The organism is Janthinobacterium tructae (genome assembly GCF_006517255.1).
GTDB classification, from domain to species: domain Bacteria; phylum Pseudomonadota; class Gammaproteobacteria; order Burkholderiales; family Burkholderiaceae_D; genus Janthinobacterium; species Janthinobacterium tructae.
The window spans coordinates 2,964,533-2,988,265 of the sequence record NZ_CP041185.1 but is presented as its reverse complement, the minus strand read 5'-3'; the positions used below and the strand labels follow the sequence as shown (position 1 = coordinate 2,988,265).

Below are 23,733 nucleotides of genomic sequence, written 5' to 3'. Positions count from 1 at the left end.
AGATGCCTCCCGTGCTGCGTTGCTATTGCCAGCTATTGCCAGTTATTACCAGCTATAGCCCGCCTTGGCGTAGTAATAGCGGCCGTTGAAACCGTTCGGCGCGAAGATGCTGTAGGGCTGCGTGCCGTTGACGTTCAGGTTGCCGTTGCTGGTCACTTGCGCCGGGTAGCGGTTGGTGACGTTGTCGATGCCGGCCACCAGGCGCCAGTTCTTGCCCAGTTTCACAGAACCGGACACGTCCAGCACCCATTGCGGATCATACGTCTGGTCCAGCTTGACATCGTTCTGCGGCACGGTGAAGCTGCCGTAGCGCGTCACCAGTCCGTGCACGTTCCAGATGCCGAAGCCATAGTCGGCGGCCAGGCTGAACTTGTCCTTCGGCGACGCCACCGTGATGCGGTCGATACTCTGGCGGTCGATCAGTTTCAGGTTGTTGGCCGTCAGGATGGCCGGATTGTCGGCGATTTTCTGTACCGTGCTCTTGTTATGGTTGTACGCCACGGTGAGGTCCAGGCGGTCCTTTTCCTGCAGGTCGATGCGGTAGGTGCTGACGATGTCCACGCCTTCGGTGCGCGTATCGACGGCGTTGGTGAAGTAGCGCGCCGCGCCCACGGTCGAGCCTTGCGTCGCCAGCTCGCCCTTCAGCTTGTCATTCAGCGCCAGGTTGGCCGAGAACAGGATGCGGTTGTCGATGTCGATGCGGTAAGCGTCCACGGTCGTGGTGAAGTTGCGGGTCGGCTGGAATTGCAGGCCCAGGCTGTAGTTGCGGGCCTTTTCCGGTTTCAGGTCTTGCGCACCGAGGGAGCGTGCCTGCGGCGTGTTGACGGCGAAGGTGCCCGTCTCGATGGCCGTATTGTTGCCATTGATGACCTGGAAGTTGGTGGTGGTGATGGTGTAGTACTGCTGCGCCAGCGACGGCGCGCGGAAGCCGCTCGACACGGTGCCGCGCAGGGACAGGGTGTCAGTGAATGCATAGCGGGCCGAACCCTTGGCCGAGGTGGTGCTGCCGAAATCGCTGTAGCGCTCATGGCGCAGGGCCACGCCACCGGACAGGTTTTTCGTCGCTTCCGCTTCCAGGTTCACATAGATCGACTCATTGTGGCGCGAGTGGCTGCCTGCGTTGGCAGGACGGAAGCCGGCAAAGCCCTGCGAGCCGCCGCCCGTGTACGACGCCGCGTCGCCGGCGCCGATGCTGTACTTTTCATGCCGCGCTTCGGCACCGACGGCTACCGTCAGTGGTCCCGTAAAGTAAGACACGGGAAATTCGCGCGCCGCATCGAGGTTCAATACCGTCTGCTCATTTTTCAGCGAGCCGGCATAGAAGTGCGTGGGGCTGGCTGCGCCCAGCGACTGGTTGACCGTGTTGTCCAGGTCCAGTTCGAACTTGTTGCTGCCGTAATTGATGCTGGCATCCCAGCGCCAGCCGGCCGCCTCGCCGCGCAAGCCGGTGACGATGGACTGGTCGGTCAGGGTGCTGTTTTGCAATGGCAAAAAGCCTTCCGGGAAGATCGGCGTGCGCTGCGAGTATACCTTGGTGCTGGAGTTCTGGATCAGGGCCGTGCGCCAGGTGGCGGCGGCCGACGTGTCACGCTTGCCATAGTTGCCGAAGGCATACCAGTCCACATTGTCATTGATATGGTATTCGCTGTTGATGAAGACGGTGGCCGGCTTGCTTTCCGGGTCGCCATAGCGCTGGTTGACCTTGCCGTAGCGCGGTTCCAGCGGATTGCGGAAATCGGCGCCGGCGCGGTTGGTCGGGTCGCGTTCGGCCACTTCGGCCGAGACACGCACCCAGCCGTCGTCGCCCAGGGCGAAGCCGGCCGAACCCTTGATGGATTTTTGCTTGCCGTCGCGTTCCTGCGTCTGGCCATAGCCCACTTCGATGTCGCCGCCGGCCGCGCCTTTTTTCAGGATGATGTTGATCACGCCGGCAATCGCGTCGGAGCCGTACTGGGCCGCCGCACCATCGCGCAGTACTTCCACATGGTCGATGGCGGCCAGGGGAATGGCGTTCAGGTCGACGGGCGCCGAGCCGCGGCCCAGCGAACCGTTGACGTTGACCACGGCGGACGTATAACGGCGCTTGCCGTTCACCAGCACCAGGGTCTGGTCGGGCGACAGGCCGCGCAGCTGCGCCGGACGCACGGCGTCGCTGGCGTCGGCGCCCGTGGCGCGGGCAAAGTTCAGCGATGGCAGCAGGCGCGCCAGTACGGTAGCCAGTTCGCCCGAACCCGTGCTTTGCAGGTCGCGCGAGGTGAGGATGTCGATCGGCGATTCGGAATCGATGGTGCGGCGGTTCTTGGCGAAGGTACCGGTGACCACCACCGATTGCAATTCCCCTTCGGCCGGCAGCTCTTGCTGCGCTTGCACATGCATTGGCAGGCTGAAGCAGGCGATCAGGCTGGCGGCGATAACGGTTTTCACGGGAAGGGCGGGAAGCTGGGAGCGGGCGGTGCTTGAACTCATCGACAATATCTCTTCGGTTAGTGGTTGCGCGGACCATGGCGGTCCGATGACGAAATCAGCTTAGCAGCGGGCGAACGGCGTGCTTACGAATTGTTCTGTCTATCGATATGCAATAAATATCTGATACTGGTCAAAATGGCGCGAGTAGCGCATATGGCCTTGTCTCCAGCATACGACCGGGCATGGCAGGCTGCAATGCTGCACCGCAGTAAAATGCTGGCTGTTGTATAAATACGACTATCCGCGAGGAGCGTGGGGTGTCTGGCGGCGGCATGCTCCGCCAGACGGTGGCGCCTACTGGCCCGGATTGGGCGCGCTGGCGTGGATGGCGTCGACGGCCGCCAGCAGTTCCGGCGACAAGCTGACTTGATACGCATCGATATTTTGCTGCAGTTGCGCCACGCTGGTGGCGCCGATGATGGTCGAGGCCACGAACCAGCGCGAGTAGCACCAGGCCAGCGCCAGTTGCGCCGGCGTCAAGCCGTGCGCGCGGGCCAGCGCCGCATACTGGCTGGCTGCCGCGATGGTGGCAGGGCGCACGTAGCGGGGACTCCAGCCGGCAGGGAAGCGCGTCAGGCGGCCCTTGGCCTGCGGATCGTCGAGGTATTTCGCCGTCAGCTGGCCGAAGGCCAGCGGGCTGTAGGCCAGCAAGCTGACGTTTTCCCTGTGGCAGGTTTCGTCGAGCAGGCTGGTTTCAAAGTGGCGCGCCGTCAGGTTGTACAGGTTCTGGATGGACGCGATGCGCGGCAAGCCTTTCAGCTCGGCCTGCTTGATGAATTCGCACACGCCCCACGACGATTCGTTCGACACGCCGATGTGGCCGATCTTGCCTTCGTCGACCAGCTTGCCCAGCACGGCCAGGGTATCCTCGATCGCCACCGAGGCGTGTTCCTTGCGCGGGTTGTAGACGCTGGCGCCGAAGATGGGCAGGTTGCGGCTGGGCCAGTGCAGCTGATACAGGTCGATGTGCTCCGTCTGCAGCCGGCGCAGGCTGTCCTCGACGGCGGCGCGGATGTTGACCGCGTCGTGGTCCGTCTTGCCCTTGCGTATCCAGTGCATGCGCGAGTTTGGTCCGGCTATCTTGCTGGCCAGCACGATGTCGCCGCGCCGGCCGCTTTTCTTCAGCCAGCTGCCGATGTAGCGCTCGGTGCTGCCCTGCGTCTGCGCGCTGGCCATCACCGGATACATCTCCGCCGTGTCGATGAAGTTGATGCCCCGTTCCAGCGCGTAATCGAGCTGGCTGTGCGCTTCAGCTTCCGAATTCTGTTCGCCGAAGGTCATCGTGCCCAGGCAGATCCGGCTCACTTCCAGGCTGCTGGCGCCCAGCTTGATCTTGTTGATCATTTCGCCTGTTTGCCGTGCAGCGCGCGCGCGCAATCCTTGATCAAGGCCGGACCGGCGTAAATCAGGCCGCTGTACAGCTGCACCAGCTGCGCGCCCGCCTCGAACTTGGCCACGGCATCCTTGCCCTGCATGATGCCGCCCACACCGATGATGGGCAAGGCGTCGCCCAGTTCCACCTTCAGCAAACGGATGACATTGTTCGACAGCTCGAACACGGGTGCGCCCGACAGGCCGCCCGCTTCCGCGCCGTGCGGCATGCCTTCGACGGCGCTGCGCGACAGGGTTGTGTTGGTGGCGATGACGCCATCGATGCGGTGGCGCGTGAGCGACTCGGCGATGCTTTTCACCTGTTCAGCATCCATGTCCGGCGCGATTTTCAGGGCCAGCGGCACGTAGCGCTTGTGCTTGTCCGCCAGGCGCGCCTGGGCATCCTTGAGCTGCGACAGCAGGGCGTCGAGTTCGGACGCGCCCTGCAGCTGGCGCAAATTCTTGGTGTTCGGCGAGGAGATGTTCACCGTCACATAGCTGGCGTAGGGGTAGACTTTTTCCAGGCACAGCAGGTAGTCGTCGGCCGCCCGCTCGATGGGCGTGTCGGCGTTCTTGCCGATGTTCAGGCCCAGCACGCCGGCGCGGTTCTGGTAAAACTTCGACGCCTGCACGTTGGCCACAAAGGCGTCCACGCCGCCATTGTTAAAGCCCATGCGGTTGATGATGCCCTGCGCCTGCGGCAGGCGGAACATGCGCGGTTTCGGATTGCCCGCCTGCGCGCGCGGCGTGACGGTGCCCACTTCGATGGAGCCAAAACCCAGGTCGGCCAGCGCGTCGATGTAGGCGCCATCCTTGTCCAGGCCGGCGGCCAGGCCCACCGGGTTCGGGAAGGTGATGCCCATCACCGTGCGCGGATCAAGCGCCGGTTTGCCGGCCAGCTTGGTCAGGCCCAGCGCGCTGGCGCGTTTCAGGGCGGGCAGGGTGAGATGGTGGGCCGCTTCGGCATCCATCGAAAACAGCAGCGGGCGGGCGAGGGAGTACAGGAATTTTTCAGACATGGGGGCGCTTTTAGGGTGGTGCGCAGACCGCCGGGAAGGGCTGGCGGCGCGCGAAATAAGTGCCGTATTTTACCGTGTTCCACGCGGCTGTCGGGTGTATAGTTCTCTTTGGCCAAATGCAACATTGATTCCTTGTTAATTCGCATCCGGCCATGGACTTTCCTGTTTTTTCTCTGTTCTGTTGACTTCATAAGCGAGACATCGATTGAAAAAGACACGCATCTTGACGGCCATCGCGGCCGCCAGCGCACTGCTGCTGAGCCACCCGGCCCTGGCCCTGCCCAATACGCAAGACACCCGCATGCTGAGCGAACCGGCCGTCTCCAGCCGCCATATCGCCTTCATCTATGCGGGCGACCTGTGGCTGTCGAACCTGGACGGCGGCGGCGCGCGGCGCCTCACGTCCGACCTCGGCGACAAGTCCAATCCCGTCTTCTCGCCCGACGGCAGCCAGATCGCGTATAGCGCCAACATCGACGGCAATGTCGACGTGTATGTGATCGCGGCGGCGGGCGGCGTGCCGCGCCGCCTGACCTTCCACCCGGGCGCTGACCTGGCGCAGTCGTTCACGCCCGATGGCCAGGCCGTGATGTTCACCTCGCCCCGTGCCGCCTTCAACAACCGCTTTCAGAAGCTGTTCACGGTACCGCTGGCGGGCGGCGTGGAAACCCAGCTGGAAATCCCCAACGCCTCGCGCGCCGCGTATTCGCCGGACGGCAAGCGCATCGCCTACAACCCTCTGATGCCGGCCTTCAAGCAGTGGAAGCGCTACCGGGGCGGCACCAATTCCTGGCTGTGGTTATTCTCCTCGGCCGACAAATCCATCGAAAAAATCCCCCAGCCGACCACGCGCTCGAACGACGTCGATCCCATGTGGCTGGGCGACACCGTGTACTTCCGCTCGGACCGCAACGGCGAATTCAACCTGTTCGCGTATGACGTCAAGACCAAGGCCGTGCGCCAGCTGACGCAGCACACGGATTTCCCCGTGCTGAACGCGTCGGCGGCGAATGGCACCATCGTCTATGAGCAGGCGGGCTACCTGCACGCGTTTGACATCGCCAGCGGCCAGGCGCACAAACTTGCCATCGGCGTGGCCAGCGACCTGGGGCAGACGCGCCCGCGCTGGGTGAAGAACGCGAAATACATCCGCGACGCGTCGGTTTCGCCGTCGGGCGCGCGCATCGCCTTTGAATACCGGGGCGAGATCGTCACCATCCCCGCCGACAAGGGCGACGTGCGCAACCTGACGCAGACGGCCGGCGCGCACGAGCGCACGCCCATCTGGTCGCCCGATGGCCGCTCGGTCGCGTATTTTTCGGACGAGTCGGGAGAATATGAACTGCATGTGCGCGCGCAGGACGGCAAGGGTGCCGTACGCAAGTACAAGCTGAATGGCAGCGGCTTCTATGACAACGCCGTCTGGTCGCCCGACAGCAAGAAGATCGCGTTTGCCGACAATGGCTGGAGCATGTATGTGATCGACGTCGGCACGGGCAAGGTGCAAAAAATAGCCACGGAGCCGATGTATGGCGTGGACAAGAGCATGCGCGCCTCGTGGGCACCCGATTCGCGCTGGCTGGCCTACACGCTCAATTCGCCCACCTACACGCGCAGCGCGTATATCTATTCCGTGGAGCAGAACAAGTCCATGCCCGTCACGGATGGCCTGTCCGACGTGGCCCAGCCCGTGTTCGACAAGAGCGGCAAATACCTGTACTTCTTCGCGTCGACCAACGCAGGCCCCAGCAACAACTGGTTCTCGCAGCAGAACGAAGACAACCTGGTGACGCGCACCGTGTGGATGGCCGTGCTGCGGCGCGACTTGCCGTCGCCCCTGATCAAGGAAAGCGACGAGGAAAAGGCCGCCAGCGCGGAGAGCAAGAAAGACACGGCGAAGGCGGAAGCCGAGCCGAAGAGCGAAGCGAAGGTCGATCCGAAGACGGGCCGCGATGATCCGAAAGTGGTGGTGGCGCCCGTGGCGCCGATCAGCATCGATTTCGACGGCATCGCCACGCGCATCGTCGACCTGCCGCTGCCGGCCGCGCAATTCTCCAGCCTGACGGCTGGCGCTGCGGGGCAGATCTTTTTGCTGCGCGAAAGCGATGGCAAGAAGGCCGTGCAGCGCTTTGACTTGAAGGAGCGCAAGGCGGAAACCGTGGTGGCCGAAGCGGACGACTTCGAGGTGTCGGCCGATGGCAAGAAGCTGCTGTACCGGCAGAAGGACAACTGGGCCATGGGCTCCGCCACGGGCAAGTTGCTGGCGCCGGGGGAGGGCAAGATCAAGGTCGACGCCATCGAAGTGAAAGCCGATCCGCGCGCCGAGTGGACGCAGATCTTCAATGAGGTGTGGCGCATCAACCGCGACTATTTCTATGATCCGGGCATGCATGGCGTGGACTGGAAGGCCATGCGCGACAAGTACGCCGTGTTCCTGCCCGAGCTGTCCAGCCGCGCGGATCTGAACCGCCTGATTCAATGGATGTGCAGCGAACTGGCCGTGGGCCACCATCGCGGCGGCGGCGGCGACGATTTTGTCGAGGCGAAGAAAGTGCCGGGTGGCTTGCTGGGCGCCGATTACGAAGTGCGCGACGGCCATTACCGCTTCAAGAAGGTGTATGGCGGCTTGAACTGGAATCCGGCCCTGCGCGCGCCGCTGACGGAGCCGGGCCTGAACGTCAAGGCGGGCGAATACCTACTGGCCGTCGACAGCCGTCCTTTGCTGCCGCCGACGAATATCTACAGCGCCTTCGAGAACACGGCCGGCAAGGCCATCGACCTGACCGTGGGGCCATCGGCCGACGGCAAGGGCGCGCGCACCATCACCGTGGTGCCCGTGCCGACCGAGGATGCCTTGCGCAACCGCGACTGGATCGAGGGCAATATGCGCAAGGTCAATGCGGCCACGGGCGGCAAGGTGGCGTACGTGTACGTGCCCAATACGGCGGGGCTGGGCCACACCTACTTCAAACGCTATTTCTTCCCGCAGGCGGACAAGCAGGCCATCATCGTCGACGAGCGCTTCAATGGCGGCGGCAGCGTGGCCGATTACTACATCGAGATCCTGCAGAAGAAGGAAATCGCCTGGTGGACCATGCGCTATGGCGCCGACATGAAGACGCCGTCCGCCTCCATCCAGGGGCCGCGTGCCATGCTGATCGACGAGACGGCCGGTTCGGGCGGCGACCTGCTGCCGTGGATGTTCCGCAAAAATAATATGGGCCCGCTGATCGGCAAGGCGACGTGGGGCGGCCTGGTGGGCATCCTCGGCTTCCCCGTGCTGATGGATGGTGGCTTCATCACGGCGCCGAACCTGGCGTTCTGGACGCGCGAAAACGGCTGGGGCGTGGAAAACGAAGGCGTGCCGCCCGATATCGAAGTCGAGCAAACGCCGGCCGACGTCATCGCCGGCCGCGATCCGCAGCTGGAAAAGGCGATTGAAGTGATCCAGGCCGAGCTGGCGAAGAACCCGCCCGTGCGGCCGCCGCGTCCGGCGTTTCCGGACAAGAGCAAGTAGGTCGGATTCGGCGCGAAGCGCCGTAATCCGACACCATTGTTGGCATCGCAGTGTCGGATTGCGCGCTTTGCGCTAATCCGACCTACCAAATAATCCCACGTTTTACAGGATGACCCACTGCCCCTTGATCCGCGCTTCCAGCGGCTTGAAATTGGTTTTATACGCCATCTTCGGGCTTTGTTCTATCCAGTAGCCCAGGTAGATGTAGGGCAAGCCCAGTTCGCGCGCCTGGGCGATTTGCCACAGCACGTTGTAGGTGCCGAACGAGGCGCCCGGCACATCGGGATCGAAAAACGTGTAGACGGACGACAGGCCATCGGCCAGCACGTCGATGATGCTGACCATGCGCAGGATGCCGTCGGCATCGCGAAACTCCACCAGGCGCGTGTTGACCCGGCTTTGCAGCAAAAATTGCGCGTACTGGTCGCGGCTGTCCTGATCCATGCCGCCGCCCGCGTGGCGCGTGCTCTGGTAGCGCAGATACAGCTCGTAATGCTCGTCGAGGAACGACAGGCTGGCCACGCCCGCCTGCAGGTCGGCGTGCCGGCTCCAGGCGCGGCGCTGGTTGCGGTTGGGCGTGAACGATTGCGCCACCACGCGCACGGGGATGCAGGCCTGGCAGCCGTCGCAGTACGGCCGGTAGGTGAAGATACCGCTGCGGCGAAAGCCGTTGCGCACCAGTTCCGAATACACGTCGCTGTTGATCAGGTGCGAAGGCGTGGCCACCTGCGAGCGGGCCTGGCGGTCGTCCAGGTAGCTGCACGGGTAGGGCGCCGTCGTGTAGAACTGCAGGGTGGCAAACGGTAGTTCGTTCAGGTGCGTCATGCTGATCCTGTCTGGTCTGGCCGCAGCAATGGATGTCTGTGTGAGGCTATCATAGCTTTTTTACGCCGCTGGCGCAGCATGCCAATCGGTGATTTGCGCAGCTTCAATGGCGACGCGCACATGGGCCAGGAAGCGCGCGCGCGAAATGGGCGCCGCGCCCAGCGAGGCCAGGTGTTTTGTTTCTTGCTGGCAGTCAATCATGGTCACGCCGCGCGCCTGCAAAAAGCGCACCAGCTGCGCCAGCGCGATCTTCGAACCATCCGTCACGCGCGCGAACATCGATTCGCCATAGAACATGCGCCCGATCGACACGCCATACGCACCGCCCACCAGTTCGCCGTCCAGCCACAGTTCCGACGAGTGCGCGTAGCCCAGCTTGTGCAAGCCCGTGTAGCCGGCGATGATGTCGTCCGATATCCAGGTGCCCGGGCCATCCTTGCGCGGCGCCGCGCAGGCGCGCATGACGGCGTCGAAATCGCCGTCGAAGCGCAGCTGCCAGCGCCCGTCCGTGGCGGCGCTGCGCTCGACCTTGCGGATGGCCTTGGCCAGGCTGTCGGAGACTTTGAAGTTCTCCGTCATCAGCACCATGCGCGGATCGGTGCTCCACCAGAGTATGGGCTGGCCTTCGGAAAACCAGGGAAAGATGCCGTGCCGGTAGGCGTCGAGCAGGCGCGTGGGCGACAGGTCGGCGCCGGCCGCCAGCAGTCCGGGCGCTTCATCGGTGAGGGCGCGCGAGACGTCGGGAAAGGGTGTGTGGATATCTAGCCAGGGAATCATGCCATCGCAATGGTAATGGGGTGGATGGGTTTACTCGGCATCCGGGCGCGCCATCGGGCGCGTGATGTCGCCTGTATGGACGCCATAGCTGCCGCCTTCGCGGATTTTCACGCGGTCGGCAAAGAACAGTTCCAGGGTGGCGCGGATGGTGGGGAAGGCCAGGTCATCCCAGGGAATCTGCGCTTCCGTAAACAGCTGCACGTCCAGGCTTTCGATGCCCGGTGCGAAATCGAGGTCGCGCAAACGCGCCAGGTAGAACAGGTGCACCTGGTGCACGCGCTGCACGTTGAGCAGCGAAAACAGGGGCCCCAGCTCGATATTGGCGCCTGCTTCCTCCACCGTTTCGCGCTCGGCCGCGTCGGACGTGGTTTCATCGTTTTCCATGAAACCGGCTGGCAGGGTCCAGTAGCCCAGGCGCGGCTCGATGGCGCGCTTGCACAGCAAGACCTGGAGCTGGCCATCCTCTTCCCAGACGGGAATCGAACCGACCACCATTTTCGGGTTCTGGTAATGGATGGCGTCGCAGTTGGCGCAGACATAGCGCGGACGGTTGTCGCCTTCCGGAATGGACAGGCTGACAGGATGGGCGCATTCGGAGCAGAATTTCATGGGCTGGCTTAGGAAAATGGGTGTCAAGTGTAACGCTTACTGTACACCGATTGCGTGCGGCGTGGCGTGACGGGCGGACACCATGCCAAGCGGCAATTGGTCGACCTACTTAATTAAATGGCTCTATTGCAGTCTAAGTTGAGATAGCTATTGCCTAAGCCACCCGTTTGCCCTTATAATTCTTGTGCGGGGTGGAGCAGTCTGGCAGCTCGTCGGGCTCATAACCCGAAGGTCACAGGTTCAAATCCTGTCCCCGCAACCAATACCGGAAAGCCGCTGACTCTTGCAAAAGATCAGCGGCTTTTTTCATTGCCGGCCAACGGCAAACTTCGGCAGGCGGGGCAGGAATGAGATTGTCAATTCTTGCCCTTTACGCCGCGCAACAATCTGGTATATAATTCGAGTGCGGGGTGGAGCAGTCTGGCAGCTCGTCGGGCTCATAACCCGAAGGTCACAGGTTCAAATCCTGTCCCCGCAACCATTTCGAAGCCGCTGGTTCCTCGCAAGAGGGCCAGCGGTTTTTTCGTTCTACGGGGTTTCTTCTTCCACTCGGCGCGCATACACGACCAGCCGCAAATGGCGCTCCGCATCGATGGTCAGCGAGGTGTGCTCATACGCGACCTGCTCGCCGTCGATTGCCAGGCGACGCACGCCGGCGCAGGGCGCATGCACGTCGTGGCGGCGCCACCATCGCTTGAACTCGGGCGAGACTTTTTCCAGTTCTTCCACCAGTGCGTGAATGTCCGCTTCCTGCGTGGCGCGCGCATAGTCGCGGCGAAAGCTCGACAGCATCAGCGGCGCCTGCTCTTCCCAGCCGACAAAGCGTGAGCGCAGCAGCGGGTCGGTAAACAGCAGCCACAGCAGATTGCGGCGCGCGGCGGCATGCGCGCCGAAGCCAAACAGGGCATCCGCACCCGCATTGAATGCCAGCACGTCCCAGCGCAGATTGAGCACATAGGCCGGATGCGCCAGCTCGTGCATCAATCGGCGCACCAGCGGCGGCACCACGCAATACGTCTTGCCCTCTTCGGCCGGCGGACGCGCATGCGCCAGCAGGAACAGGTGGCGGCGCTCGCCCGCGTCCAGTTTCAGCACTTCGGCCAGCTTGTCGAGAAAGGCGCTGGAGACGCCGATCTCGCGCCCCTGCTCCAGCCAGGTGTACCAGGTCAGCCCCACACCGGCCAGCGCCGCCACTTCTTCGCGGCGCAAGCCCGGCGTACGCCGCCTTCCACCGCCGGGCAAGCCCACGTCTTCGGGCGACAGCCGTGCGCGCCGCGCCTGCAGGTAGGCGGCCAGTTCGTGGCGGGTGCGGGCCAAAGTGCGCATGGTACGGTCTTTCCGTTGTGCCTGTTGCTATCAGTAATAGCATAAACAGTTAAATTGTAATTGTTTATATTGTATTCCAGAATGCCAGCTTTCTTCCCGAAAGCTGGCCCATGTCTGACTCTTCTCCCTCCCGTGCCGTTCTTCCCCTCACCGTCTACCTGATCGCCGTGGGCGCGTTCGCGCTGGGCATGGCCTCGTATGTGACGGCGGGTTTGATGCCGCTGATCGCCAGTGCCTTTTCCATCTCGCTGGCGATGGCCGCGCAACTGGTGACGGCATTTACCCTGGCCTATGGCCTCGGCTCGCCGCTGGTCGTGGCCTTGCTGCCGGCGCGCGCGCAACGCACCGGCCTCTTGCTCGCCTTGGCCGTGTTCGTGCTGGCGAACGGGGCCAGCGCGCTGGCGCCCGGATTTGCCAGTTTGCTGGCGTGGCGGGCCATGGCCGGCATCGGGGCCGGTGTCTACCTGGCGCTGGGTATCGCGGCGGCGGCGGGTGTGTCGGCGCCGCAGCAGCGGGGCAAGGCCATCGGCGTGATCATGGGCGGCATGGCGGGCGGCACGGTGCTGGGCGTGCCAGTGAGCCTGTTGCTGGCGCAGCAGCTGGGCTGGACGGCGGCCCTGTGGCTGGTCGCCGTGCTTGGCGCGCTGGCATTGGCGGGCTTGCTGTGGAAGCTGCCCGCCCTGCCGACTGCATCGGCCGCACCGGCCACGTCGCTGCGCCGCAGGCTGGCCTTGCTGGCCGATCGGCCTGTGCTGCTCATTCTGCTGGTGTCCCTGCTGGCGGCCATCGCCAGCCTGGGCATGTACACGTTTATTGCGCCGCTGCTGGCGTGGTCCGCGCACGGCGCAGCGATCTCCGCCACGCCGTTCCTGTGGGCGTGGGGCGTGGGCGGCATCGCGGGCAGCGTGCTGGTGGGGCCATGGGCGGACAAGGTGGCGGCGCCGAAACTGACCTGGCTCATCTTGCTGATGCTGGCGCTGGCCCTGTGCGCGCTGCCGTTGGCGGGCGGCTGGTCGGCCTGGCTGATGCTGGCGCCCATTGCGTTGTGGGGCGCTGCTGGCTGGGCCCTGCAAGTGCCGCAGAACCAGCAGTTGCTGGCCGTGCGCGCGCAGCAGGGCGACGGCAACCTGGCCGTCGCCCTCAATGAATCGGCGCTGTACCTGGGCAGCGCCATCGGCGCCGCCACGGGCGGGGTGCTGCTCCTGCTGGACTGGCCCATGTGGTTGCTGGCGTCCGGTGCCGCCCTGGTCGCCATCGCAGCGTTGCTGCTGCAATGCTGCGGCGTGAAACGGCTTGCAGAATGCCGGAAAATGGAAGCGTCTGTTTAGTGACTTTCCAGTTGCGCATACACGGCGTCGGCGATCTTGCCCAACTCGGCTTTCGGCAGCCTGGCCGAGAGGGCGTAGCCCATCTGGTCATCGATCCAGTAAAACACGCCCAGGTCCTTTTCCTGCGTATAGCGAAAGGCCGTTTCCTGCTTGCCGGCCCGCTCCCTGGCCACGTACAGGGTCAGGCGCTTGCCGCCGCCTTCTTCGTACATGAATTGCGCCACGGGGCCGTCGCCATCGCCGGGCAGCAGGCGTCCGCCGATCAAGTGATAGCCGAGCGGCGACAGCACGGGCGGCTGCAAGGTGCTGCCCAGGCGTTTCGACAGCCATTGCACCAGGTGCGCCTCCTGTTCCACCCCCACTTCCACGGGGTGGCGCACCTCGGGCGTGTAGACGGCATGGGCGATGGCGGCGCTGCGCGCCAGGGCCAGGGGGCTGGCGCTGGCGGTCCGCATGTCGCCGGTGTCGCCGCCATCGCCGCGCAGCAGCCAGCCGCCCGCACCGCCGGCGATGACCAGCACGATGGCTGCCGCCGCCTGCATGGCGTGGCGCTGCCAGGCGTCGTTCGCCGCCGGTGGCGATGCTGCCTGCACAAGGTGCGGCGGCACGGCTTCGTCCAGCACGGAATCGAACAGCGCGTGCAATTGCCGGTTCTGTTCACGCCAGGCATCGACCCTGGCGGCGTCCCCGGGATGCGCGCGCAGGTAGGCGTCGACGGCCGCGCGCTGCTCTTCCGGCAGGACGCCGTCGGCCAGGGCGTGCAATTGCGCTTCGCTGATGGCTTGCGTTGTCATTTCACGACTTTCAGGGTGGGTGGGCCGCTGCCCTGGCTGCCGGCAGGGCGGCCATCGAGCAGGGTGCGCAGTTTGTCGCGTCCGCGCGACAGGCGCGACATGACGGTGCCGACGGGGATGTCCAGGGTGGCCGCCACCTGCTCATACGGCATTTGTTCGAGCGCGACCAGCAGGATCACTTCGCGCTGCGCCAGCGGCAGGCGGGCCAGCGCCGCATCCATTTCGCCGATGGCGATGGCTTGCCCTGGCGCCCGCTCAGGGGCGGGCAGCACGCTGTCGTCGTCCAGTTCCTGCAGCGCCAGGCCGGGGCGGCGCAGCTGGTCCAGGTGCAGGTTATGCATGATGGAGAACAGCCAGGGCCGCATCTCGCCGCCGCGCTGCCACTGATCGAGCTTGCGCCAGGCACGCTCCACGGTATCCTGCACCAGGTCGTCCGCCTGCAGTCCGCCTGCCAGCGCACGCGCATAGCGGCGCAGGCCTGGCAGGCAGGCTTGCAGCTGGCGGCTGTCCTCTGGCGTGGTCATCGTGGCGGCGGGAGGGTGCTTACGGCTTGACGACGTGCCACACGTTCTTGAAGTTGTCGCCGGCGACATCGCCCGGCTTCTTGTCTTCCTTGTACAGGTACAGGGGCTTGCCCTTGTAGGTCAGCTGCATGGCACCGTTGTCTTCGCGCTGGATGCTGCCATACGGGGCGGCGGGCGCCGCGTCAGTGGCGATGACGGCGGGCCAGGCCACCAGGCAGCCGCCGCTGCAGGCGCTCTTGCCGCTGTCGGCGACATCCTTGTCGAACACGTACACGGTCATGCCTGTAGCGTTGACCAGCATGCCGTTGGCGGGCATGACGTCGGCGGCGAAAGCCAGCGGGGCGGACCAGGCGGACAACAGGGCGGTGAGGGCAGTGGCGGCGAAAGTAGTAAAGCGCATGATGGTCTCCTTGAGGTTTTTGGGGCTTGCAAGGGATAGACGCCTGCCGCCTGCCGTTTATTCCCGGGCAGGCAAAATATTTTTTCCCGGCGCATGCAGGCTGGCCCACAGGTGGGCGGCGGCCATGGTGCGGTGCGGCGCGTACTGGCGCAGCCACTGCTCGGTGCGCGCCATGTCCGGTTTGCTCTCTTCTCCGAGCAGCTTTTGCAGGGCGGCGCGGATGGCCACGTCGCCGTGCAGCGAGCAGTCGGCATAGCCATAGCCGCGCAGCAGCGCGTAGTTGACGGTCCACGGGCCGATGCCCTTCACGGCCAGCAGCGCCTGCGAAATGGCCGCCACGTCGCCGGAGGGGGGCAGTTCCAGCGACAATGCTCCCGCGTCGACCAGGCTTGCCAGGCGCAGCACGGTGTCCGCCTTGGCGCGCGAGAATTTGCGGCTGGTCAAATCCTCGACGGACAGGCGCGCCACGTCGCGTGCCTCCGGGTAGCACCACAAGCCGCTGCCGTGCCGGCGTCCCGCCTGCAGAATAAACGTGCGGCGCAGGGAAATGGCGAACGACAGGTTGATCTGCTGGCCGATGATGGCCCAGGTCAGCGCCTCGAACGGGCTGGCCGATTGCACGATGCGCAAGCCCGGGTTGAGGCGGATCAAAGGCGCCAGCAGCGGGTCGCCGGCGGCCAGTTGCGCGAATGGCTGCGGGTCGATGCGCAGGCCGAGGATGTTGAGCAAGGCGCCGTGCAGCGGCGTTTGCAGATCGCCATTGGCGCTGCCGTCGATCTCGGCGCGGCAGACGGCCGCGGCGTCCGTGAACGCTACATCCAGCACCACGGCACTGCCACGCAGCAGGATGCCCTTGCGCAGCCCCGTCGGCGTGACTTGCTCCGCCACGGCTTCGCCATCGCGGCTGTGGAAGGCGATGACGTCGTCGCGGCGGTAGCCGGCGGGCAGGGGCAGGGTCCAGTGCAGCAGGGTCATGGTGGCCAAAAATTAGGGAAGGTAGCAGGGGCGCGCCGCTGGCGCATCTTGTTTCTTGCTTTCAGGCTTCAGCGCACGCAGAGGTCCGGATTGGGCGGCGTCAAGGCGGCCGCGTGCTGGATCTGCAGCGCATCGGGCACGCCATTTTTGACGGCCGTCAGTTCGGCCAGGATGGAAATGGCGATTTCGGCCGGCGTCTTGCTGCCGATGTACAGGCCGATGGGGCCGTGCAGGCGCGCCAGCTGTTCGGCGCTGACGTCGAACTGCAGCAGCCGCTCGCGGCGCTTGGCATTGTTGGCGCGCGAGCCGATGGCGCCGACATAAAAAGCCGGGGATTTCAACGCCTCCATCAGGGCCAGGTCATCGAGCTTGGGATCGTGCGTGAGGGCGACGACGGCGCTGCGGCTGTCGAGTTTCAATTCCAGCACAAGGTCGTCGGGCATGGCGTGCAGCAGGGGCACGCCCGGCACGTTCCAGCCGCCCCGGTATTCTTCGCGCGGGTCGCAGACGATGACGTGGTAATCCATGGCCGTGGCGATTTGCGCCACGAAGCGCGACAGCTGGCTGGCGCCGATGATCAGCAAGCGCCAGCGCGGGCCGTGCTGCGTGGTGAGCACGGCGTTTTCCAGGGCCAGCACGGCGCCCGGCATGGCGGTGCGCAGGGTGACGGCGCCGCTGTGCAAGTCGAGCTGGCGTTCGACCAGTTCATGCGCTTCCAGGCGCGCCAGCAGTTCGGCCACGCGGCTGTCCGCATGCAGCGGCTCGATGGCCAGTTCGATGGTGCCGCCGCAGGGCAGGCCGAAGCGGTGCGCCTCGTCGGCGCTGATGCCGTAGCTGACGATTTCGGGCTGCGTGCGCACGATGCCGTGTGTGCGGACGGTGTCGATCAGGTCATCCTCGATACAGCCACCGGAAACGGAACCGACCACCGTGCCATCGTCGCAGATGGCCAGCGTGGCGCCCACGGGGCGGGGGCTGGAACCCCAGGTCTTGATGACGGTGACGAGTTCGCAGCGGTGGCCGGCAGCGAGCCAGGCGGCGCTGGTTTTCAGAACTTCAAGGTCGATGCTGTCCATGGGAGGCGGGAGTGATGCCGCATGTTTGCGGCAAAGTCTGGAAAAGTATTCAAGATTGTGGATATACTACCTGCTCCACCACCCTGCGGAGAATTTTCATGTCAAATGAAGTCAAGACGCAAGAAGAGGGTATTCCCAAGTTCGGCAAGCTGCTCATCGTCCTGTTTCTGGCCGTGGTGTTCTGCGGCGCCCTCACATGGATCATGGGCACCTACTTCCCCAACTTCCCGGGCGCCTGACCAAATCTGCTGCATCAGGTTGAAGAACGTCTAACAGAACCGTAGCGAGCGGCAGCGATTTGTGGCCGAGAAGCGCAACTGTGCTTGGCACGGGGCCGCCGAGGCAGTGAGCATCGCAGACCGCAAAGCGCGACGCGCAGTAGGTTATGGTAGGCGTTCTAAGGCTTGAGCGGCTTCTTTGCCGCCTGCTTGGCGCGCACGTCGGTGACGGCGCGGTTGATGGCCGCCATGCGTGAGTTGGTACCCGGATGCAGGGCCGTGTAGCCGTTGGCGACTGTCGCCGGCACTTGCGTGGCCAGGCGCTGCCAGAAGCGGGCGGCGTTGTCGACGTTGTAGCCGGCACGCGCCAGCAGGTAGATGGCCAGGGTATCGGCTTGTACGTCGAGCTCCTGCGGCATGGCCTTGATGCCGGCGGCGCCCGTCAGCATCGATACGTCGGGCTGCACGGCGCCCAGGCTGTCGATGATGCTGCCGGCCGTACCGGCCGTGCGCTGGCTGCGCGCATGGTCGAGGATGTTGTGCGCCATTTCACGGGCGATCACGAAGGCGATGCCTTCGTCGTTTTGCGCCGCATTCACCATGCCGCGCGTGAGCATGATGCGCGCGCCGTCCGAATACGCGTTGACATTGTCCGCATTGCCCAGGGCGACGCGGAAGGCGCAGGCGCGCGTGACGGGAATTTTCAGGTCCTGCGGCTGGCCGTCGCGGGCGATGGTCATGTTCAGGCTGGCGCTCTTCGAGGCCAGCGGGCCGACGATGGCGGCGAACGGGCCTTCCGCCTTGGGACCGGCCGGCAGCGGCTTGCCTTCCGCGGCCAGCAAGCCGTCGCCCTTGCGCAATCCTGCGCGCGCGGCGCCGCTGCCAGGCAGCACGCCCGAGACCTGCATCTGTTCGCCATAGCCGAGGGCTGCCTGCGCCGCATCGGCATAGATGCCAGGGTAGGAATACTTGTTCTGCGCCGTGAAGCCCAGCAGGTTGCGTGCATACGTCTTGCACAGGTCCGCATTGTTGATCAGCAGGGGCGCCGAGACTTTCGACAGGCGGTCCTGCAGCGCCACCATCTTCACCAGTTCTTCCTGCGCCGCCTTCTGTTGCGCCGTCGGCGCGGGCGCATCGGGCGCCGGCACGATATTGAACGGACCGCTGACATTCGTTGCCGGCGTGGTGCAGCCGGCGAGGATGGCCGCACTGGCCAGCAGGAGGGGAGTAGCCAATCGGCGCAGCGAAGTCGGGGCTGAGATCAGATGGCGGAAACCTGGCATAAGAAATTCCTTAATGTTTTCCGGTGCTGCCGAAACCGCCAACACCGCGTTCGCTGTCGCCGAATTCCTCGACGACGTTAAAGCCCACTTGCAGTACCGGCACGATAATCAGCTGCGCCAGGCGTTCCATGGGATTGAGCGTGAAAGCGCTCTGGCCCCGGTTCCAGGTCGATACCATCAGCTGGCCCTGGTAATCGGAATCGATCAAGCCTACCAGATTCCCCAGGACGATGCCGTTTTTATGGCCCATGCCGCTGCGCGGCAAAATCATGGCCGCATACGACGGGTCGCCGATGTGGATGGCCAGGCCGGTGGGAATGAGCACCGTCTGGCCCGCTTCGATGGTGATGGCTTCGTCTATGCAGGCGCGCAGGTCCAGGCCGGCGCTGCCCGGGGTGGCGTAGGCCGGCAGCAGTTCCTGCATGCGGGCGTCGAGGATCTTGATGTCGATATTTTTCATTAATTTAAAACGTAAAGGGTTATTTGAGCAGCGAATTTTTGGCCAGCCGCTTCGAGATTTCCGAAATCAGCTGGCGCGCCAGGTTCAGTTTCGAGGCGCGCGGCAGCACGGTATGGCCTTCTTCATCGAACAGGATGATGGTGTTGTCGTCCTGGCCAAACGTGTTCTGGCCGATATTGCCGACCAGCAGAGGAATGCCTTTTTTCTCGCGCTTGGTCGAGCCGAATTCCACCAGGTTTTCCGATTCGGCGGCAAAGCCGACGCAGTAGGGATAGCCAGCCAGGTTGGTGCGTGCCGCCACAGTGGCGAGGATGTCGGGATTTTGCACGAACTGCAGTTCGGGCACGGAGCCGTCGGCCTGCTTTTTCATCTTCTGGTCGCTGGCGTTGGCGACGCGCCAGTCGGCCACGGCTGCCACGGCGACGAAGACATGCTGGCCATCGACGTGGGCCAGTACCGCATCGTGCATCTGCTGCGCGCTTTGCACGTCGATGCGGCGCACGCCGAAGGGCGCGTCCAGGGCCGTCGGGCCGGAAATGAGCAGCACTTCGGCGCCCGCTTCGCGCGCCGCGCGCGCCACCGCATAGCCCATCTTGCCCGAAGACAGATTGGTGATGCCGCGCACGGGGTCGATGGCTTCAAAAGTTGGACCGGCCGTGACCAGCACGCGCCTGCCCGCCAGGACTTTCGGCTGAAAGGCGGCGATCAGCTCCGTCAACAGCTGTTCCGGTTCCAGCATGCGGCCCAGTCCCGTTTCGCCGCACGCCTGTTCGCCCGCCGCAGGGCCGAACAGCTTGATGCCGTCGTCGCGCAGCTGCTGCACATTGCGCTGCGTGGCGGGGTTCTGCCACATTTCCACGTTCATGGCCGGCGCCACCAGCAGGGGCAGGTGGGCCGGACGGGCCAGGCACAGGGTCGAGAGCAGGTCGTCGCACACGCCGTGCGCGAGTTTGCGCAGAAAATCGGCCGAACACGGCGCGATCAGGATGGCGTCCGCATGGCGCGTCAAATCGATATGCGCCATGTTGTTATCGATGCGCGCATCCCACTGGCTGGTGTGCACGGGGTGGCCGGACAGGGCCTGCATCGTCACGGCCGTGATGAAGTGGCTGGCCGCATCCGTCATCACCACCTGCACAGAGGCGCCAGACTTGGTCAGGGCGCGGCACAGCTCCGCCGCCTTGTAGCAGGCGACGCCGCCTGAGAGTCCCAGGACGATTTTTTTGCTGGACAATTCCATGCCGTTCTCCTGCGTGTTTATTTGTTTACCCGGCGCAGCTCATCGATGATGAACAGGGCCGCGCCGATGCAGATGGCGCTGTCGGCGATGTTGAAGGCGGGGAAGTGGCCCCAGCTTTTCCAGTGGAAGTCGAGGAAGTCGACCACGTGGCCGTACATCAGGCGGTCGATGGCGTTGCCCAGCGCGCCGCCCAGGATCAGCGCCAGGGCCCAGCAGAACATGCGCTGGCCGGCGTGCTTTTTCAGCAGATAGATGATGTAGACGGCCGCCACGAGGGCGATGGCGGTGAAGAAATAGCGCTGCCAGCCGCCCTGGTCGGACAGGAAGCTGAACGCGGCGCCCTTGTTATACGCGAGCACCAGGTTGAAATACGAGGTGATGACCATCTCCTGCGCATAGCGGAAGGTCTTCAGGATCGTGATCTTGGTGATCTGGTCGAACAGGATGACGATGGCGGCAATGCCCAGCCAGGGTACCAGCGACGCTGAGGAGGACGATTTCGATGAAAAACGGTTTTTAGTGGCCATATTTTTCCAGGGAAGATAAAGCCGCCGCTACTCTTGCGGGCAGCGGCGGTGGGAAGCGGTGCGGGAACCTGTCCCGCACCGTTTTTAGGCGAAGCGGCGTTTCTCGCCCGCACCAAACAGGTTGCTGACGCAGCGGCCGCACAGGGTGGCATGCGCGGCATCCGTGCCCACGTCGCTGCGGTAGTGCCAGCAGCGCTCGCACTTCGGCGCCGTCGACGCGGCCACGACCACTTCCTCTGCCGCTTCGTCGGCCACTTCGGCCACGGTGGCCTGCGAGGTGATGAAGACGAATTTCAAGTCGTCGCCCAGGGTGGTCAACAGCTTGTACTTCATCGGCGCGGCCTTGATCGTCAATTCCGCCTGCAGCGAGGAGCCGATGGCGCCCGAGGTACGCAAGTCTTCCAGCTGTTTTGTGACGTCCGTGCGCACGGCGCGCAAGGCCGTGTATTTCTGCAGCAGGTCGGCCGCGTCCGACACTTCCGGCAGCTGCCACCAGGTTTGCGTGAAGATGGTTTCATCGCTGGCGGCATATGCTTCCGTTCCGGCGAAGACGGCCCATGCTTCTTCGGCCGTGAACGACAGGGCCGGAGCCATCAGGCGCAGCAGGCTTTGCGTGATATGCCACAGGGCCGTTTGCGCCGAACGGCGCGCGTGCGAGCTCAGGCCGGAGGTGTACAAACGGTCCTTCAGAATGTCCAGGTAGAAGCCACCCAGGTCTTCCGAGCAGTACGTCTGCAGCTTCGACACCACCGGGTGGAACTCGTAGCGCGCGTAGTTGTTTTCGATCTGCTGCTGCAGCGATGCCATGTTGGCCAGCGCATAGCGGTCGATTTCGAGCATCTCCGCCACCGGCACGGCATCCGTGGCCGGATTGAAGTCCGAGGTATTGGCCAGCAGGAAGCGCAGGGTGTTGCGGATGCGGCGGTACGATTCCGTCACGCGTTTCAGGATCTCGTCGGAGATCGACAGCTCGCCCGTGTAGTCGGTCGAGGCGATCCACAGGCGCAGGATGTCGGCGCCCAGGGTGTCCGAGATCTTTTGCGGCGCCAGCGTGTTGCCCAGTGACTTGGACATCTTCTTGCCTTCGCCGTCGACCGTGAAGCCGTGCGTCAGCAGGGCTTTATACGGCGGATGGCCGTTCAGCATCGACGACACCAGCAGCGACGAGTGGAACCAGCCGCGATGCTGGTCCGAGCCTTCCAGGTACAAGTCGGCCGGGAATTGCAGCTGCGTCGAGTGCGAGCCATGGCCTTGCGGGCCGCCCAATACCGTCTGGTGCGTGGCGCCGGAATCGAACCATACGTCCAGCGTGTCCTTGTTCTTGGCGTAGATGGACGCTTCGTCGCCGATCAGGTCTTTCAAGTCCAGCGACTGCCATGCCTCGATGCCGTCTTTTTCGATCAGCTTGGCCACTTGCTCCAGCAGTTCCGGCGTGCGCGGATGCAGGTCGCCCGTTTCCTTGTGCACGATGAAGGCCATCGGCACGCCCCACTGGCGCTGGCGCGACAAGGTCCAGTCGGGACGGTTGGCGATCATGCCGTGCAGGCGCGCCTGGCCCCAGTCCGGGAAGAACTCGGTGTCGGCGATGCCTTTCAAGGCCGTCTCGCGCAGGGTCGCGCCGCCGTCTTTCGGTGTCACGTCCATGCCGGCAAACCACTGCGAGGTGGCGCGGTAGATGATCGGCGTCTTATGACGCCAGCAGTGCATATAGCTGTGGTCGAACATCTTGACTTCGAACAAGGCGCCCGCTTCTTTCAGGGCATTGCAGATCGGTTTCGACGCTTCCCAGATGGTCATGCCGCCGAACAGGGGCAGGGTCGAGGCGAACTTGCCGTCGCCCATCACGGGCTTGATGATGTCGTCGTCCTTCATGCCGTGCGCCTTGCACGAGATGAAGTCGTCCAGGCCGTAGGCTGGCGCCGAGTGCACCACGCCCGTGCCGCTTTCCGTGGTCACGTATTCGGCCAGGTACAACGGTGACAGGCGGTCGTAGAAGGCGTCGGCCGCATGCAGCGGATGGCGGAAGCTGATGCCGGCCAGGGCCGCGCCGTCGCAGGTGGCGATCGTCGTGCCTTCGAGCTTGAAGCGCGCCAGGCTGGCCACGACCAGGTCTTGCGCCAGGATCAGCAGCAATGGCTGGCCATCGCGTTCGGTTTTCACCAGCGCGTACTTGACTTCCGGGTGCACGTTCAGCGCCTGGTTCGACGGGATGGTCCACGGCGTGGTGGTCCAGATGACGATGAAACCGTTATCGGTCGGCAGGGCAGGCAAGCCGAAGGCGGCCGCCAGCTTGGCCGGCTCGGCGAACTTGAAGCCGACGTCGATGGCCGGGTCGCGTTTTTCCGCGTATTCCACTTCCGCCTCGGCCAGCGCCGACTGGCAATCAAAACACCAGTTGACCGGTTTCAGGCCACGGTAGACATAGCCTTTTTCCAGCAGCTTGCCCAGCGCGCGCAATTCGTCGGCTTCATTGCCGTGCGCCATGGTCAGGTACGGGTTGTCCCACTCGCCCAGCACGCCCAGGCGGATGAAATCCTTCTTCTGGCGCTCGACCTGCACGTTGGCGTAGGCGCGGGCCTTTTCCAGCACTTCGGCCGTCGGCAGGTTCTTGCCGTGCAGTTTTTCGATCTGGATCTCGATCGGCATGCCGTGGCAATCCCAGCCCGGTACATACGGCGCGTCGAAGCCGGCCAGCGAGCGCGATTTGACGACCATGTCCTTGAGGATCTTGTTGACGGCGTGGCCCAGGTGGATGTCGCCATTCGCGTACGGCGGACCGTCATGCAGGATGAATTTCGGACGGCCGGCTGCTGCCTTGCGCACGCGCTCGTAAATTTTCTTGTCTTGCCATTGCTGTACCCATTGCGGTTCGCGCTTGGCCATGTCGCCGCGCATCGGGAACGGGGTTTCCGTCATGTTGACCGGGTATTTGCTTTCAGGCTTCTTGTTCTGCTTGGGCGTGGCTGGCTTGTTTTGATCGGACATAATCTTCTTTAAT

Annotated in this window: 20 protein-coding genes and 2 tRNA genes; 5 read left to right on the top strand and 17 right to left on the bottom strand. The window is 64.1% G+C overall.

Going from position 1 to position 23,733, the window contains the following annotated elements; all coding sequences use genetic code 11:
• Window positions 1–45: 45 nt before the first annotated feature.
• The 3 genes from FJQ89_RS12995 to FJQ89_RS12985 form a co-directional block, all read right to left on the bottom strand.
• On the bottom strand, window positions 46–2,466 hold the full coding sequence (locus tag FJQ89_RS12995; RefSeq protein WP_141170473.1) for a TonB-dependent receptor plug domain-containing protein: 2,421 nt from the start codon (window positions 2,464–2,466) through the stop codon (window positions 46–48).
• Between the two features lie 294 nt (window positions 2,467–2,760).
• Complete coding sequence (locus FJQ89_RS12990) at window positions 2,761–3,807, bottom strand: aldo/keto reductase (RefSeq protein ID WP_141172779.1); 1,047 nt, start codon at window positions 3,805–3,807, stop codon at window positions 2,761–2,763.
• A complete protein-coding gene (locus tag FJQ89_RS12985) occupies window positions 3,807–4,856 on the bottom strand; it encodes a quinone-dependent dihydroorotate dehydrogenase (protein ID WP_141170472.1) in 1,050 nt (349 codons plus the stop codon). Before FJQ89_RS12985 ends, FJQ89_RS12990 begins: the two co-directional genes overlap by 1 nt.
• 205 nt (window positions 4,857–5,061) lie before the next feature.
• On the opposite strand from FJQ89_RS12985, the gene FJQ89_RS12980 reads away from it, so the two are divergent.
• Window positions 5,062–8,373, top strand: a complete 3,312-nt coding sequence (locus FJQ89_RS12980) for a S41 family peptidase (RefSeq protein WP_141170471.1) — start codon at window positions 5,062–5,064, stop codon at window positions 8,371–8,373.
• 102 nt (window positions 8,374–8,475) lie between these two features.
• Here FJQ89_RS12980 and FJQ89_RS12975 read toward each other — a convergent pair whose 3' ends face one another.
• From FJQ89_RS12975 to FJQ89_RS12965, 3 genes are read right to left on the bottom strand one after another with little or no spacing between them, the layout of a single operon-like run.
• A complete protein-coding gene (locus FJQ89_RS12975) occupies window positions 8,476–9,198 on the bottom strand; it encodes an arginyltransferase (protein ID WP_141170470.1) in 723 nt (240 codons plus the stop codon).
• 60 nt (window positions 9,199–9,258) lie between these two features.
• Window positions 9,259–9,975, bottom strand: a complete 717-nt coding sequence (gene aat, locus FJQ89_RS12970) for a leucyl/phenylalanyl-tRNA--protein transferase (protein WP_141170469.1) — start codon at window positions 9,973–9,975, stop codon at window positions 9,259–9,261.
• A gap of 30 nt (window positions 9,976–10,005) precedes the next feature.
• Window positions 10,006–10,584: an NUDIX hydrolase gene (locus FJQ89_RS12965; protein WP_071075798.1), complete on the bottom strand. Its 579-nt coding sequence runs from the start codon at window positions 10,582–10,584 to the stop codon at window positions 10,006–10,008.
• Between the two features lie 185 nt (window positions 10,585–10,769).
• On the opposite strand from FJQ89_RS12965, the gene FJQ89_RS12960 reads away from it, so the two are divergent.
• Together FJQ89_RS12960 and FJQ89_RS12955 are read left to right on the top strand one after the other, a co-directional pair.
• Window positions 10,770–10,846 (top strand) — tRNA-Met (locus tag FJQ89_RS12960).
• 142 nt (window positions 10,847–10,988) lie between these two features.
• Window positions 10,989–11,065 (top strand) — tRNA-Met (locus FJQ89_RS12955).
• Between the two features lie 47 nt (window positions 11,066–11,112).
• Here FJQ89_RS12955 and FJQ89_RS12950 read toward each other — a convergent pair.
• Window positions 11,113–11,910: a helix-turn-helix transcriptional regulator gene (locus tag FJQ89_RS12950; protein ID WP_141170468.1), complete on the bottom strand. Its 798-nt coding sequence runs from the start codon at window positions 11,908–11,910 to the stop codon at window positions 11,113–11,115.
• A gap of 110 nt (window positions 11,911–12,020) precedes the next feature.
• Here FJQ89_RS12950 and FJQ89_RS12945 point away from each other — a divergent pair, with 110 nt between their 5' ends.
• Entirely contained in the window at window positions 12,021–13,238 is a 1,218-nt protein-coding gene (locus FJQ89_RS12945; protein WP_141170467.1) for an MFS transporter, read from the top strand.
• Here the strand turns inward: FJQ89_RS12945 and FJQ89_RS12940 are convergent.
• The 5 genes from FJQ89_RS12940 to FJQ89_RS12920 all read right to left on the bottom strand — a co-directional run bounded on the left by FJQ89_RS12940 (window position 13,235) and on the right by FJQ89_RS12920 (window position 17,007).
• Complete coding sequence (locus FJQ89_RS12940; protein WP_141170466.1) at window positions 13,235–14,032, bottom strand: anti-sigma factor family protein; 798 nt, start codon at window positions 14,030–14,032, stop codon at window positions 13,235–13,237. The genes FJQ89_RS12945 and FJQ89_RS12940 overlap by 4 nt on opposite strands.
• The gene (locus FJQ89_RS12935; protein WP_141170465.1) at window positions 14,029–14,556 is read right to left on the bottom strand and encodes an RNA polymerase sigma factor; all 528 of its coding nucleotides are present in this window, start codon (window positions 14,554–14,556) and stop codon (window positions 14,029–14,031) included. Before FJQ89_RS12935 ends, FJQ89_RS12940 begins: the two co-directional genes overlap by 4 nt.
• Window positions 14,557–14,575: 19 nt before the next feature.
• Window positions 14,576–14,956, bottom strand: coding sequence for a COG4315 family predicted lipoprotein (locus tag FJQ89_RS12930; protein WP_141170464.1), 381 nt, complete (start codon window positions 14,954–14,956; stop codon window positions 14,576–14,578).
• 57 nt (window positions 14,957–15,013) lie between these two features.
• Window positions 15,014–15,931, bottom strand: a complete 918-nt coding sequence (locus FJQ89_RS12925) for a DNA-3-methyladenine glycosylase 2 (RefSeq protein WP_141170463.1) — start codon at window positions 15,929–15,931, stop codon at window positions 15,014–15,016.
• A 68-nt stretch (window positions 15,932–15,999) separates the two neighbouring features.
• Window positions 16,000–17,007: an XdhC family protein gene (locus tag FJQ89_RS12920; protein ID WP_141170462.1), complete on the bottom strand. Its 1,008-nt coding sequence runs from the start codon at window positions 17,005–17,007 to the stop codon at window positions 16,000–16,002.
• 98 nt (window positions 17,008–17,105) lie between these two features.
• On the opposite strand from FJQ89_RS12920, the gene FJQ89_RS28060 reads away from it, so the two are divergent.
• The gene (locus FJQ89_RS28060) at window positions 17,106–17,246 is read left to right on the top strand and encodes a hypothetical protein (protein WP_162835767.1); all 141 of its coding nucleotides are present in this window, start codon (window positions 17,106–17,108) and stop codon (window positions 17,244–17,246) included.
• A 158-nt stretch (window positions 17,247–17,404) separates the two neighbouring features.
• On the opposite strand, the gene FJQ89_RS12915 is transcribed toward FJQ89_RS28060, so the two are convergent.
• The 5 genes from FJQ89_RS12915 to ileS all read right to left on the bottom strand — a co-directional run bounded on the left by FJQ89_RS12915 (window position 17,405) and on the right by ileS (window position 23,720).
• Window positions 17,405–18,508 carry a M48 family metallopeptidase gene (locus FJQ89_RS12915; RefSeq protein WP_141170461.1) on the bottom strand — a complete coding sequence of 368 codons (1,104 nt, stop codon included), beginning with the start codon at window positions 18,506–18,508 and terminating at the stop codon, window positions 17,405–17,407.
• Window positions 18,509–18,518: 10 nt separating this feature from the next.
• Complete coding sequence (gene dut, locus FJQ89_RS12910) at window positions 18,519–18,968, bottom strand: dUTP diphosphatase (RefSeq protein WP_099762451.1); 450 nt, start codon at window positions 18,966–18,968, stop codon at window positions 18,519–18,521.
• A gap of 19 nt (window positions 18,969–18,987) precedes the next feature.
• Window positions 18,988–20,208, bottom strand: a complete 1,221-nt coding sequence (coaBC, locus tag FJQ89_RS12905; RefSeq protein ID WP_141170460.1) for a bifunctional phosphopantothenoylcysteine decarboxylase/phosphopantothenate--cysteine ligase CoaBC — start codon at window positions 20,206–20,208, stop codon at window positions 18,988–18,990.
• A 17-nt stretch (window positions 20,209–20,225) separates the two neighbouring features.
• The gene (gene lspA, locus FJQ89_RS12900) at window positions 20,226–20,735 is read right to left on the bottom strand and encodes a signal peptidase II (RefSeq protein ID WP_099762453.1); all 510 of its coding nucleotides are present in this window, start codon (window positions 20,733–20,735) and stop codon (window positions 20,226–20,228) included.
• An 84-nt stretch (window positions 20,736–20,819) separates the two neighbouring features.
• Entirely contained in the window at window positions 20,820–23,720 is a 2,901-nt protein-coding gene (gene ileS / locus FJQ89_RS12895; RefSeq protein WP_141170459.1) for an isoleucine--tRNA ligase, read from the bottom strand.
• Window positions 23,721–23,733: the final 13 nt, after the last annotated feature.